At 64.1% G+C, this 11778-nt stretch carries 16 protein-coding genes and 2 pseudogenes; 8 read left to right on the top strand and 10 right to left on the bottom strand.

What is annotated here, in order from left to right; genetic code table 11:
- The first annotated feature begins 308 nt into the window (after positions 1-308).
- From MET2598_RS41965 to MET2598_RS40405, 8 genes and pseudogenes are all read left to right on the top strand, one after another.
- Positions 309-1499, top strand: coding sequence for a DUF6161 domain-containing protein (locus MET2598_RS41965; RefSeq protein ID WP_157182385.1), 1191 nt, complete (start codon positions 309-311; stop codon positions 1497-1499).
- 61 nt (positions 1500-1560) lie between these two features.
- Positions 1561-1809, top strand: a pseudogene (locus MET2598_RS43310) (hypothetical protein); the annotation flags it as partial.
- A gap of 61 nt (positions 1810-1870) precedes the next feature.
- Entirely contained in the window at positions 1871-2254 is a 384-nt protein-coding gene (locus MET2598_RS0135760) for a hypothetical protein (RefSeq protein WP_018264138.1), read from the top strand.
- Positions 2255-2307: 53 nt separating this feature from the next.
- Positions 2308-2742 carry a hypothetical protein gene (locus MET2598_RS0135755; protein WP_018264137.1) on the top strand — a complete coding sequence of 145 codons (435 nt, stop codon included), beginning with the start codon at positions 2308-2310 and terminating at the stop codon, positions 2740-2742.
- Between the two features lie 9 nt (positions 2743-2751).
- Positions 2752-3007, top strand: a pseudogene (locus MET2598_RS43305) (hypothetical protein).
- Between the two features lie 228 nt (positions 3008-3235).
- Positions 3236-3382: a hypothetical protein gene (locus MET2598_RS43300; RefSeq protein ID WP_018264136.1), complete on the top strand. Its 147-nt coding sequence runs from the start codon at positions 3236-3238 to the stop codon at positions 3380-3382.
- Between the two features lie 74 nt (positions 3383-3456).
- Positions 3457-3996: a hypothetical protein gene (locus tag MET2598_RS41960; protein ID WP_157182384.1), complete on the top strand. Its 540-nt coding sequence runs from the start codon at positions 3457-3459 to the stop codon at positions 3994-3996.
- Positions 3997-4191: 195 nt separating this feature from the next.
- Positions 4192-5031 (top strand): DUF4238 domain-containing protein, encoded by an 840-nt coding sequence (locus tag MET2598_RS40405; protein WP_084674111.1) that lies wholly within the window; start codon positions 4192-4194, stop codon positions 5029-5031.
- A gap of 71 nt (positions 5032-5102) precedes the next feature.
- Here the strand turns inward: MET2598_RS40405 and MET2598_RS38045 are convergent, their stop codons facing one another.
- From MET2598_RS38045 to MET2598_RS38040, 10 genes are all read right to left on the bottom strand, one after another.
- Positions 5103-7187, bottom strand: coding sequence for a phage terminase large subunit family protein (locus MET2598_RS38045; protein WP_084674109.1), 2085 nt, complete (start codon positions 7185-7187; stop codon positions 5103-5105).
- The gene (locus tag MET2598_RS0135740) at positions 7138-7686 is read right to left on the bottom strand and encodes a hypothetical protein (protein ID WP_018264134.1); all 549 of its coding nucleotides are present in this window, start codon (positions 7684-7686) and stop codon (positions 7138-7140) included. Before MET2598_RS0135740 ends, MET2598_RS38045 begins: the two co-directional genes overlap by 50 nt.
- Before the next feature lie 235 nt (positions 7687-7921).
- Complete coding sequence (locus tag MET2598_RS0135735) at positions 7922-8221, bottom strand: hypothetical protein (RefSeq protein ID WP_018264133.1); 300 nt, start codon at positions 8219-8221, stop codon at positions 7922-7924.
- Entirely contained in the window at positions 8218-8424 is a 207-nt protein-coding gene (locus MET2598_RS0135730) for a hypothetical protein (protein ID WP_018264132.1), read from the bottom strand. The genes MET2598_RS0135735 and MET2598_RS0135730 overlap by 4 nt, the downstream gene beginning before the upstream one ends.
- On the bottom strand, positions 8424-8672 hold the full coding sequence (locus MET2598_RS0135725) for a hypothetical protein (protein WP_018264131.1): 249 nt from the start codon (positions 8670-8672) through the stop codon (positions 8424-8426). The genes MET2598_RS0135730 and MET2598_RS0135725 overlap by 1 nt, the downstream gene beginning before the upstream one ends.
- A gap of 40 nt (positions 8673-8712) precedes the next feature.
- Positions 8713-8967: a hypothetical protein gene (locus MET2598_RS0135720; RefSeq protein ID WP_018264130.1), complete on the bottom strand. Its 255-nt coding sequence runs from the start codon at positions 8965-8967 to the stop codon at positions 8713-8715.
- Positions 8967-9692, bottom strand: a complete 726-nt coding sequence (locus MET2598_RS0135715) for a hypothetical protein (RefSeq protein WP_018264129.1) — start codon at positions 9690-9692, stop codon at positions 8967-8969. Before MET2598_RS0135715 ends, MET2598_RS0135720 begins: the two co-directional genes overlap by 1 nt.
- 287 nt (positions 9693-9979) lie before the next feature.
- Positions 9980-10321 carry a hypothetical protein gene (locus tag MET2598_RS0135710; protein ID WP_018264128.1) on the bottom strand — a complete coding sequence of 114 codons (342 nt, stop codon included), beginning with the start codon at positions 10319-10321 and terminating at the stop codon, positions 9980-9982.
- Positions 10322-10737: 416 nt separating this feature from the next.
- On the bottom strand, positions 10738-11526 hold the full coding sequence (locus tag MET2598_RS0135705) for a hypothetical protein (RefSeq protein ID WP_018264127.1): 789 nt from the start codon (positions 11524-11526) through the stop codon (positions 10738-10740).
- Positions 11519-11778 (bottom strand): hypothetical protein (locus MET2598_RS38040; protein WP_036271145.1); only part of this gene is annotated, 260 nt, incomplete at its 5' end. The genes MET2598_RS0135705 and MET2598_RS38040, both read right to left, overlap by 8 nt.

Genomic DNA, 11778 nt, shown 5'->3' with positions numbered 1-11778 from the left:
GTCGCACCCGGCCGCCTTCAGGGCCGCGAGCTGCACCGCGAGGTCCTGGCCCGTGCTGCTGACGCGGGCGTAGCCGATGAGCGCCATGGCGGTGTCCTCTTTGGGTCTAGACCCGCCCACCGTGGCGTACCGAAAGCCTCGAAACAACCCAAAAAGCACACGGTTTGGTGTCCCGTCGCGTCGTACCGTTTGGGTATACCCATCGAGAACCGATGTAGGTGCATAGCGTGGCGATCAGAGAGACGGCCCACCGGGCAATCTGATACTGCTTTCATGCCATTGCAGAACTTGCGGCCAGGATAGAGCCTATGGAGAGCCAACCGTTCTTAGAGTTTGATTTCGGGCGTGACATAGGAAAAAAGAGGTTTCCCGATCAGCAAAGCCTAGTAGTTTTTATAGACAATAACATTTCTGCCTACTCTTGGTTGCATAATGTGCAACCTAATAATACAAGTCAGTTTCTGACTGGAAAGTACATAAGCGAGCTAAATCATGCTAAATCAGAACTCGCAGGGCACAATGAAAATAGGAACAATCTTCCATCCGTTGTGAACCGCCTGAGGAATATTTTCGGTGATGCCGATTTTCCGGTGTCTGAGTCGTCTGATTATGAATTTATTATGCAAATATACAAAGAACATGGCGGTCTAGCTGCTGCTACCGCATTGAGCTATATGTGTAATCAATTAGATCAGCTTGTTATTTATAAAAGAGATGCCTGGATTGGTTTGCTGCACGCCTTTAATAGACAGCACAATGTTGCAAGATTATCGGGGGAGGCCGACAGGCGGAGATACACCAATCTTTCCCGTTCTCTGGATGAGCGCATCTCGGCCGCGGAGAAAGCTGAAGACGAAAGACGGACAGAGCACCGCTTTAATGAGAACAGGCACGGAAGAAGATTAAAGGCGTTGCGCCGCCTCTACGATAGCACATCAAGGCGACAACTTAAAAAGCATGAAGAAGAACACAGGAAGGTTATAGACGAACTGGATACCATAAAGAAGACATATCAAGAGCTAATGCGATTAAAAGCCCCTGTCGATTATTGGACCGACAAGGCACAAAAGCACCGCGAAAGCGCCAACTCCTACAAGAAACTAGGACTTAAATATGGCGGCTGGGCTGGCGGCGGTTTGCTGACAATCCTGATTGCATTGTCGCTTGTTTCGTATTTTGTATCGTTTTCTGATAAACCTTCAGTACTATCTTTTAGCTTTATCGGCATAGGTGTACTTGTGAGCACGTTAGCATTCTGGCTGGCGCGTATTTTAGTTCGCCTGTATATGAGTGAGCATCATCTTGCAATTGACGCAGACGAGCGTGCGACGATGGCGATGACTTATCTAGCTCTTATGGAGCGCAGCGCCGTCGAGGAGAAGGAACGCGCATTGATTTTGACGCCATTATTTAGGCCGTCGTCAGACGGGATCGTAAAGGATGATGCGGCGCCAGACCTGTCGCTGCCCGCGCTGCTGTCGAAGTTGGTCAGCAAGTAGGAGATGCCTCAGGAGGCGCGCACGCCGTAGCCGGGCAGGTTGCCCGGCCTACATCTCGGCCATGCCCGACACACCCACCATCGGCGAGCTGTTCAAGCTCAAGGCCGTCACCGACGAGCAGCTCGACGCCGCCGTTCGTGAGTACCTGGAGGACCCCACGCCCGGCATGCGCCTGATCGCGAAGGGCATGGCGATCGACATCGCCGCAGCGGTGGCCAACCACGAGTTTGCTCAGGACGTTCTCAAGGATCCCGGCCTCAGCGACGAGGTGCGCCGCATCGTGATTAGGACGGCGATCCTGCTGGCGCGGCCCCGCGTAAGCCAGGACCGGCGGCAAGCCCCACCACACCTCGGAGCCGTACCACCCCGTCATGCCGCCCGCCGACCCGACCGCCGATCCCGACACCCTCGTCTCCGAGTGGACCCGCGGCCTCGCCTCCCTCTCGCCCGGGCAGCCGCCGTGCCCCGGCTTCCGGCCCGACGAGTGGGCCACCACCCTGGAGAATTGTCGGAGGTTCGTGGACGAGTTCGGCATGGAGACGGCGCGGCTCGGCTGGGACACGATCCTGCTGTTCGGCGTGCACCCGCAGGCCGGCATCATCCGCGGCGACTGGAGCGGGGTCCTGATGCCGTGCTCCTACCCCGTGTTCGAGGTCACCGAGGCGTACATGAAGCGGCACCTCTGGACCTCATGGAAGGCCAAGCCCGGGCGCTACCGCGGCGTTGTCGTCTGGGAATTCGGGAAGAGAGCCTAGCGGGGCCGCCAGCTCGGCCGTAGCCTGCCCCGACCAAGATGCTGATCTCACCCATGCCGATCCGACGCGAGCACCGCGGGTTCTACCCGATCGACTGGCCGCAGCTCTCGGCCGTGATCCGCTTCCGGCGCGCAGGCGGGCGCTGCGAGGGCTGCGGGCGCCCGCACCTGCAACGGGTCGCCTGCCTTCAGGACGGGCGCTGGTTCGACGCAGCAACCGATACATGGCGCGACGGGCGCGGCCGGATCCTGCGCAGCCGCATGCTCTTGGAGGACCTGCTCTACACGGTGCGCTTCACCCGGGTGGTCCTGGCGACCGCGCACCGGAACCACGACACGTCCGACAACGCGCCCGGCAACCTCGCCGCGCTCTGCCAGCGCTGTCACATGATCCACGACCGGCCCGAGCACCAGCGGCGGCGCCGGTTCACCCTGTTCAGCAGGAAGGCGGCGGGCGACCTCTTCCTCGGCCCGTATCCCTGGGCGTAGGTGCACAGCATGCCCGACACGCCCACGCTCGACGAGCTGTACAAGCTCAAGGCCATCACCGACGAGCAGCTCAACGCTGCGGTCCGCGAGTACCTGGACGACCCCACGCCCGGCATGCGCCTGATCGCGAAGGGCGTGGCGATCGACATCGCCGCGGCCGTGGCGAACCACGAGATCGCCCGGGACGTGCTGGACGATCCCACCCTCAGTGATCGCGCGCCGCATCGTGGTCAGGACGGCGATCCTGCTGGCGCGGCCCGCGTAAGCTGGGGCCTGCGGCAAGCCTCACCACACCTCGGGGGAGTATCGGGCCCTCATGCCGCCCGCCGACCCGATCGCCGATCCTGCCGCCCTCGTCTCCGAGTAGAGCCGCGGCCTCGCCTCCCTCTCACCCGGGCAGCCACCCTGTCCCGGCTTCCGCCCGGAGGACTGGACCGTCATCCTGGAGAACTGCCGCCGCTTCGTCGACGAGTTCGGCCCGAAGGCCGCGGGGGTGGGCTGGGACACGATCACGCTGTTCGGCGTCCATCCGCAGGCCGGGATCATCCGGGGTGACTGGCGCGGTGTGATGATGCCGTACTCCTACCCTGTGTTCAAAGTCGCCGACGCGTACCTTAAGAAGCGCCTCTGGATGTCCTGAAAGCACAAGCTGGGACGGTACAGGGGAGCGGCGATCCGGGTGTTTGTGCACTGATGTGAATGTGAGGGGCGCACATGAAAGAGCGAGAGGAGAAAAACTTCAAGGAAGCATGTGCTCATATAGGTGCATTCTTTTACAGATTTTCTCATATAGAGCTTGGGATTAATAGACTGATAGGGAAAGCTCTTGCTCTTGATGATCATCAAACGGATATTGTTTCCAGTATCGTGCCATTGCAAAACAAAATTAAATTGCTAAAGGCGGCAATCTACAAGCAGGAAAATCAAAGCCCGCATTTCAAAAAACATGCTATATCAACGCTAAAAAAGTTTATGAGTTATAATGATATGCGGGTAACTCTTGCTCACCAGAGTTTTTCCGTGGGTAAAAATGGAAGATGCGTAACTTATAAATATTCCAAAGTGACCTCCGATGGGATTTTGAAAGATCGAACTGAGACTTTCTCTTTTGAAGAAATTGAAAGTCAATGCATTAAGATGTCTGAATTGGCATTAGAAATAAAGAGCATCGAAGTGTTAATGCATCCGGTAGTTGGCAGGGTTTTTGCAACCGAGATGATAGACACAGCAAAATTTTCCGGTGAGATTGTCTAATAAATGTTACGCAAGGAAAGCCGCCTACACGCGATCGCCGTGCAACGCGGGCGGCCTGCCTTCCGGCTATGAGCCGCCACCACCCCCGCCACGCCCACGACAAGCAGCGTCGCGGAGAAAAAATGAGATATAGACGCACCGATTGAAACAAACCACGTCTAAAATCTTAGAGATAAATCGCTGTAATAGAGAAATATGAACAATCCTAAAAGACATCATTTCGTATCGCAGATGTTATTGAAAAGATTTGCCGATCAAAAAAATTTTATGTATGTCTATAATAAGAAAGCACCGCATATTGGCTTCAGACACCAGCATATTGATAGCAATTTTTTCGAAAGATATCTCTACAGTAGTATAACTAATAATGGTATGAGAGACGCGGCATTAGAGATACAGTTCTCGCGAAAGGAGGGGACGTGGAGCTCGACTATAGCAAATATAATTAATGCGGCAAAATCCGGAAACAATCGCTTCTCTCCTGGAGATTTAGCTAATATCGGAGAATTCTTATATTATCAATGGATAAGGACGCCCGATTTTATAAAACAATTATCTGCTACACAGAATGCTGATGCCACTCTCAAAAGGATAATAGATACTGCGGTATCGGAGGGAACATTAACTAATGACCAGCGAAAAGAGCTTGATGACCCCGAAGTTTTGGCACGCATAAAGCAAAATTCTATTGTGCAAGCACTTGGAAATGCGCGAGCTGAAGCCTTGGAAGTTCTGAAGAGATCCAAATTTCATATAGCGGTGCTTACTGCTGGACAAACAGAGTTCGTCATTGGTAGTTTTCCTGTCGTGCTCGTTGCAGGTCAAGGACAGGCTGTTGCAGCAAAACCTAAAATGGAACTGTGGCTTCCAATTGCTTCAGATGTTGCCATCTATCCCGACGTGATTGCAGGCACAACAGACATCATCTCCATGTCAGACAGCAGGGTCGTCGAAATCAATCGAGCTATAGCTCGGCAGAGCACGCTGACAGGCGCAAAATCAAGGCAGACCTTAGCTCAGATTATAACTCTCTGACCTGCTCTTAAGGGGACACCCCGTTAAGAGCGGGCACCATCTTGGCGTCCCGTTACTGGAATGCCGGCAGGTCAGAGCCAGCCGGTGCGGCGCTGGATGTGGGCGCCCGGCAGGCGGCCCTGGCTGAACCCGGGCTCGCGCCAGTCGGCCGGAACGTCGTCGGCCGTCCGCAGCACAGGCGGCACGGGCCGGCGCTCGATCGGCGCGGGCGCGGGCGCGTCACCGGGACGAACCACGGCGTATTCCAACGACCGCTCGATCCGCGCCGGCAGGGAGCGGCGGACCGCCAGGGCGCCGACGAAGGTGTCGAGGGCTTCGTTGCGGCGCCCGTCCGGCAGGGTCCAGACCACGTAGGGCTGCCCGGCCCGCTTGCGCACCTCGCGCCGCTCGGCCGTGAGCTGCCGAAAGTACATCTCGCCGAACGCGTCGCTAATCGGAAAGTGTATGTATCCGGGGCCGGGTTGTGCTATAGTCAATCGCGAATAGATCGCGTCCTTCGCGCCATCGACACCCATGAGCCAAAGCTTATCCCTGGACTTCGACAGGCTGAACGTCGTCGGCCAGATCGGCCGGCTGCCCGCTACGCCCTTCGTCGCGAAGATGCGGCGCTTCGAGCGGCGGCGGCAGTACGTGTGGACCTGGACCGTGTGATGCCCGCCCGTGTCGACCCCGAACGCGGCGATCCGCAGGATGCGCCCGTCCCGGGTGGTGAAGGTTCGCGCCAGCAGCGCGTCCAGCTCCTCCCAGGCGTAGGGCTGCGCGGGGTCCTCTCGGATCACCTCGTACAAGAAGGGCCACGCCTCCTCGCCCGCGCCCCAACCGACGAGCTGCACCTCCAGCCGGTCGCCCTGGACGTCGGCGAAGCCGGTGATCGCCTGCACCTCCTCGGGCAGGTCGTCCGGCCCGTAGGGCTCGGCTCGCTCGCCGAGCTGCGAGCCGTCCACGCCGCTGCTGATCGTCGGCTCCCACAGCTCCGCGAGGCCGGTGTTCACGAACTTGCGCATCAGCTCCGGGTCGCCCTTCGCGCCCAGGAACTCGGACACGAGCGTCGGGAGGCGGTGCCGGGTCGAGTAGAGCTTGCTGGCGACGAAGCCGGCGTGCCCGTCGAACGGGGAGCGGGCGCCGCAGTGGGTGCAGAGGGAGCGGCCCTCGCCGTCCCAGCGCTCCGGCACCTGCCGCTCATCACAGCACACAAACGGGCGGGTCTGCCGCCAGCCGTGCCCGGGGGCGTGCTCCAGGGCGCGCAGGGCCTCCAGGCGCTCGCCCTCGCTCCAGACGACGCCGCAGCCGGCGCAGACGATCCCGGCCGTCGCAGGCAGGTGCTCGCGCACCGGCTGCTCATCCTCGACGTCGAGGGTGCGGGTGCCGTCCGGCAGCACCTTCTCCCACTTCACGGAGGCCCAGGTGAGAACCTGCTCGTGGGCGCAGTGGGGGCAGGCGACGAAGCAGCGGCGCTGGTCGGAGAGGTCGTACTCGCGGGCGATGCGGGATACGCCCTTCATGGTGGGCGAGCAGCAGCGCACGAGCTTCGCGCGGCCCACCGCCATGAAGGTCGAGGCGCGCTCCTCGGCGAGGCGGAGCGGGTCGCCCTCGTCGCCGGCCGAAGTCGGGTACTTGTCGATCTCGTCGCACAGCACGATGCGGCGCGGCCGGGAGGCGAGGTCGGTCGGCGAGTTGGCGCCGACGAAGTCGAGGGAGCCGCCCGGGAAGTCCTTGTGCGCGATCGTGTTCTCGGAGCCCTTGTCCCGGGGCTGCTTCACCAGGGCCCGCAGGGCCGGCGAGGCGGCGACGGTCGGGGCGAAGCGCTCCTTCGAGAAGTCCTCGGCGGCGCCCTGCGAGGGCTGCACGAAGAGGATCGGGCTCGGGTCCTGGTGGATGTAGTAGCCGGCGACGTTCAGCAGCAGCTCGGTCTTGAGCACCTGCGTCGCGCTCATCACCGTGACGGTGTGCACCTCGGGCGATGTCACGGCGCGCATCGGCCCGAAGGCGATCGGCTGCGCGGCGGTGCGCCAGCGCCCCGGGGTCGCCGACACTTTCTGCGGCACGTAGCGGTACCTCTCCGCCCACTCGACGAGGCTCAGCCGCGGGGGCGGGCGGAGGGCCGCCCTACAGCCCTTGAGAGCCGTCTCGATCGGAGAAGAGGAAGAGGGTGCCATTCGGGTCACTCAGCTGCTCAAGGGCCTCGTGAAGCTCGTCCGTGAGCCGCTCCACCTGCCGGGGGTCGAGGTCGCCCGAAAGCTTCCCGGGGACCGCCAGGATGCGCTCACGGACCACGCCGAAGTCGCGGTCGACGGCGGCGATCATCACGGCGATCGGCGCCAGCTCGCCCTCCTTCTGGCGGTACTCCAGCTCGCGCAGCTTCGCGGAGAAGAACTCCCGCCGGGCGCGCGCCTTCGTGTAGATGCCGCCGGCATCCGGGGCCGCCGCCTCCTCGGTCTCGGCCGCGTCGGTGAGGCGGTCCGTCTTGCCCGCGTGACGCGCCGACCGTTGCGCGTCGACGTTGCGGGCGCGGTCGGCCTTCACCTCGGACAGGCGCACCTTGCCGTCGTGCGAGCGCACCGCGCCGGACTTCACCTGCCGGTGCAGGGTCGACTTGTTCAGGCCGAGCAGGCGCGCCGCCTCGGCCGGCGTGATCAAGGGATCGGGCTTTGCCATCGGTTGCCCTCGTTGCCTCAGTTTCGAAAGTCATCCGGGGAGAGAGCCCGGGGTCGTGCGTCCCCCGCACTCCCGGGCGGGCCTTCGGAAGTACCTTCACCCCGGGGGGTAGGCCGCCCTCTGCTGCCCCAGGACGCCCCAGGACGCCCGTTCGCCGGTCTGCCGTCCTCGGGATGCCGGTCGCGCTCTCCCGGGCATCTGCGAGGCTCCTACGGGCACGTCCCGGTGATGCTCTCTACCGGGTCGTCATCGGCCTCGGTCGGGCGAGGGCAGCACGGTAGGCGGGGTCGCGCAGCTCCCGGATGTCGGCGACCGTGATCGTGCCGGCACGGGAGCGCCGGTCGGCCTGCGACTGGAGGACGTGCACCTGCGCGTCGGTGAGGTCGGCACCGAGACGGGCGGCTTCTACGGACGCCCAGACCCCGGGTCGCCAGGAGTTGCCGCGAGCCAGCACGAACTCGGAGCCGGCCCGGCCCCGCAGCTCGATCACGGCGAGGCCGCGCCCGATGCCGATGCGGGCGAGACCGGGGATCATCTCGCCTCCTCGAAGTCCGCAGGAACCGCGCCCGCGGGACGGCGCGCCTCCTGCTCGGCGAGGAGAAGACGGTCGAGAAGCTCGGCCTTGAACACGGAGATCTTGGTGCCGCGGGCGACGTGCGCCTCACCGAGATCGGGCAGGGAAGCCCGCGCTGCGAGCCGCCGAATTGCCGCCCGGCGCTGGAGCTCGGTCGCGGCCATCAGACGGGGGCCCGCAGCTTCGCGACCTTCGCGAAGTGGTCTCGGCCTTGCTCGTACTCGCGGCGGAACGCCTTCGCGGGATCGACGGCACGGCGGGCCTGCGCCTCGATATCCAGGAGATGATCAAGAAGCTGGTCCCGGAACGTCTCCAGGGAGACGCCGGCCTCGGCGGCCTTGCGGCCCAGATCGGGCTGACCGGCATCGGCGGCCAGGGCGGTGATGCGGGCGCGGGTCTTGGCCGGCGACATGCCGGCGCGGGTCGAACAAGTGATGGTCACGATGGATCCCTCAGTGCAGGACGTGCGGCCGGTCGGGGCGGCTCGCTGGGGCGACCGCGGCGAGCACTGCGCGCGCCCGGTCGAGGTTGGTCTCGATGATGTGGAGGAGCTTGCTGGCGTCCGGCCCGAAGACGAGCCCATACGCTGCGGTGATCTCGGCGTAGGTCGCGACCTGATCCGCGAATTCGCTGAGGATGCTGTGAACCCGGCCGATGGCGATCTCGGCCGGGCTGCCCTCGTCGAGATCGGTCGGGGGCACCATCATCACGACCGCCGTCCCCAGAACGGCGCGTCCCCGTAGGCGAGGCCGGGCAGATGCACCTCGGCCCCGAGCGGGACGTGGGGGACGGCAGGCTGGGCGAGGCTCACCAGCGAAGTCGGACCGTCGCGCTCTTCGACGACGACGTGGGTATCACTCGGCCGGAAGGCGACGACCTCGGCGCCGCTCCGGCTGTCGACGTAGACGCGGCGGGTCGTCGGCTCGTACCGATCGGGGATCGCGTCGCGCCCCCGGTTCGGCTCGCCATTCGAGATGCGAGGCTTGCCGTCGGGCAGGGCGGCGTTGGCCTCGTCTATCTGCGCGCTCAGCTCGCCGATGCGGGAGAGGATCTGCGCGAGCTGCCGGGCCACGCGAGGGTACTCCTCCAGATAGAGCTTCCGGGTCTCGGCCGCGGCGCGGGTGGCGACTGCATAGAGCTTGTTGCGGCGGCCCTGCTCGGCCGCCTCCTCGGCGGCGCGCAGCTCCTCAACGAGCCGGACGCGCTTGGCGGCGGCCACCTCCGCCTCTACGGCCGCGCGACGTACCTTCGCATCGTGAGCCTCCAAGGTGTCGACGTCGCCTTCCAGGACCAGCTCCTGCCGCCGGGCTGCAGCCTCGACGGCGACCTGGGCGCGGGCGGCCTCGGCGGCGTCTACGGCCGCGATGTCGGCCCGGATCGCTTCGGCGTCACGCGGACGCATGAAAGTCTTCAGCAGCGCTTTGGCGGCCATTCTCGTAATCCTCTGATGTAGTTTGGGGGGATGACCAGATTGAATGCTGAGAAACGTCTTGTTGAGACAGGACGCCGGGAGCGCACATCTGGTCGGCCGTTATTCGATGCCCCCCGGCACCGTCAAAGGATCGCTCCCGATGACCGGCCGCAAGGCCGGAACTTGAGGCGGGCGCCGTGCTCACCACAGCCGACGACGCCCGCCCGGGGCCGGGAGCGAGGGCGGAGGACCTCGCTCAACCAGCCCCTCACCCGGCAGGCGGAGATCTCACCGGCCGGGATCTGAACTCAAAGGATCGCCACGCTCTCGTCCTGGGCGCGAGCCCGTGGTGCGGCCGGGCGGGCGGCGCGATCGCGGGCCTCGGCACGCAGGCGGGCGTGCTCGGCTCGGTGGTGGGCTGGGCAGAGCCACTCCACCGCCAGAGGCTCGCGGTAGTCGACGTGGTGCGCCTCGACCCGCTCGTTCGAGCCGCAGCGCTCGCAGGGTTCTGGGATGAGCTTGCCGGAGCGGCGGGCGTGGTGGACCGCGTTCTGCGCCCGAGCCTTCTCGGGCCAGCGTCGGCGCCACGCGGTCTGGATCTCGACCCGGCGAGCCCGAGCAGCCGCGTCGCGGGGCGACCGAGCCTTCATCACCCGCTCGCTCCGCCGCCCCGCAGCGACACGCGCTCGGCCGAGGCAATCCAGGCCCGCAGAGCATCCCGGCGAGCACAAGGCGTGCGTCCGAGGTGGAAGAGCGGGATCGAACCGATCTTCGCTCGATACTTAAGTTTACTGACAGGAATACCAACGAAATCAGAAATAGCCTCGTATCCCGCTAGGATATCGAGGCGATCATCTGCGCTCTGCATGGGCAACACCAAGACGTGCGCGTGCGTCGCCTGCCCCAGTAGGAGCGGCGCGCAAGGCGAGTACGGGTAGGTCCGGAACGAAAAAGCCCGACCGCGAGGCCGGGCTTCGATCCCACGGAGGGGATCGTGGTCGTCACCTACGAAGAGGATCGGACGAAACTTTCGAGGTCATCACTATGGCAAAGACGCAGATTTGCGTCAAGCAGAATTCCGGATGTTTCGAGGCGTTCTGCGGATGGACGGCGCGTCTTGGCTCCCTTTGCGCCAGAGCGGTGGGCTGGACGGGAGCCAGGGGGCCGGCTCGGCCCGGGGCACCGTAAGCTGGATGGACCCGAGTTCGACCGTGTCGGTGAGACGCGACAGGGCCCCGTGCCAGATCGCGTATGCGGCACGGTCGGCCAGAACATCGGCCGCGCCGCGGGTCCACTTGAGCTTGCAGAACTTGCCGACGTACCTGTCCGGCACGCGCGCCATCTTCGACACGACGTGGGAGGCGGTGGTCAGGGGCGTGCCGTCGGGCAGCTCTCCGTGGTGCTCCTGAACGCACTCCCAGAGGGCCGGCTTTCCATTCGCGGCAAGCGCCGGCTCGAACTCGGGCGGCCCGCCCCAGTCGGGCGCCCGGCCGCTCTGGGCGGCGCGGACGATCGTCACCGCGAGGTCGCGGCGCGCTACTTCAAGGGCCCCGTCCAGGTCGACGCCCGGGGCGAGGCCCACGGTGATGGCGTAGTCCGAGACGTCGAGGGCGGCTGGATCGAGAGCAGCGATCGCGGTCTCGATCAGCAGGGCGTCCGGGTGCGGGCCGTCCGGCGCGTGGTCCACGATCTTGCGCGAGACGTCGACCCGGACCCCAGGCGCGAAGCCGGCCGCGGACGTGCCGTAGCCGGCCGGGCCGCGGAGGCGGGCGGCGCGGGGCCGACGCAGCTCTTCATACACCCAGGTCAAGGCGTCATCGACGGCGAGGACGCGGCGCAGTGCGGGGTCAGTCATGACGCCCACCGCCATCCGGTCGGGGCGCGGGCTCGACGCCCATCGCGCGCAGGGCAGCCTCCTCGCGACCGCGGATCGCCGCGCCGCCGCGCACGCCGCTCCAATCGACGATCGCCGGCCGCCAGTGCGTTGGCGTGAAGGGCGGGGCCTCGAAGTTGAGATCGTACCAGCCCGGCGGCAGGAAGCCGCCGTCGATGAAGGCGAAGCCAGTGCGGACGCGATGACCGTCCGTGATCTCGACGGTCACGCTCA

It is taken from the genome of Methylobacterium sp. WSM2598 (assembly GCF_000379105.1).
Taxonomy (GTDB): Bacteria; Pseudomonadota; Alphaproteobacteria; order Rhizobiales; family Beijerinckiaceae; genus Methylobacterium.
Note: the sequence above shows the minus strand (reverse complement) of the source record. Positions and strands in the feature narration are given on the sequence as shown.

Coding starts and splice junctions, on each gene's coding strand:
- MET2598_RS0135710 (WP_018264128.1), bottom strand. CDS start 10,321: ATGAAGGCTCGGTCGCCCCGCGACGCGGCTGCTCGGGCTCGCCGGGTC.
- MET2598_RS0135755 (WP_018264137.1), top strand. CDS start 2,308: ATGCCGATCCGACGCGAGCACCGCGGGTTCTACCCGATCGACTGGCCG.
- MET2598_RS40405 (WP_084674111.1), top strand. CDS start 4,192: ATGAACAATCCTAAAAGACATCATTTCGTATCGCAGATGTTATTGAAA.
- MET2598_RS41965 (WP_157182385.1), top strand. CDS start 309: ATGGAGAGCCAACCGTTCTTAGAGTTTGATTTCGGGCGTGACATAGGA.
- MET2598_RS0135730 (WP_018264132.1), bottom strand. CDS start 8,424: ATGGCCGCGACCGAGCTCCAGCGCCGGGCGGCAATTCGGCGGCTCGCA.
- MET2598_RS0135760 (WP_018264138.1), top strand. CDS start 1,871: ATGCCGCCCGCCGACCCGACCGCCGATCCCGACACCCTCGTCTCCGAG.
- MET2598_RS0135735 (WP_018264133.1), bottom strand. CDS start 8,221: ATGATCCCCGGTCTCGCCCGCATCGGCATCGGGCGCGGCCTCGCCGTG.
- MET2598_RS0135740 (WP_018264134.1), bottom strand. CDS start 7,686: ATGGCAAAGCCCGATCCCTTGATCACGCCGGCCGAGGCGGCGCGCCTG.
- MET2598_RS0135725 (WP_018264131.1), bottom strand. CDS start 8,672: ATGTCGCCGGCCAAGACCCGCGCCCGCATCACCGCCCTGGCCGCCGAT.
- MET2598_RS41960 (WP_157182384.1), top strand. CDS start 3,457: ATGAAAGAGCGAGAGGAGAAAAACTTCAAGGAAGCATGTGCTCATATA.
- MET2598_RS38045 (WP_084674109.1), bottom strand. CDS start 7,187: ATGGCACCCTCTTCCTCTTCTCCGATCGAGACGGCTCTCAAGGGCTGT.
- MET2598_RS0135720 (WP_018264130.1), bottom strand. CDS start 8,967: ATGATGGTGCCCCCGACCGATCTCGACGAGGGCAGCCCGGCCGAGATC.
- MET2598_RS0135705 (WP_018264127.1), bottom strand. CDS start 11,526: ATGACTGACCCCGCACTGCGCCGCGTCCTCGCCGTCGATGACGCCTTG.
- MET2598_RS0135715 (WP_018264129.1), bottom strand. CDS start 9,692: ATGGCCGCCAAAGCGCTGCTGAAGACTTTCATGCGTCCGCGTGACGCC.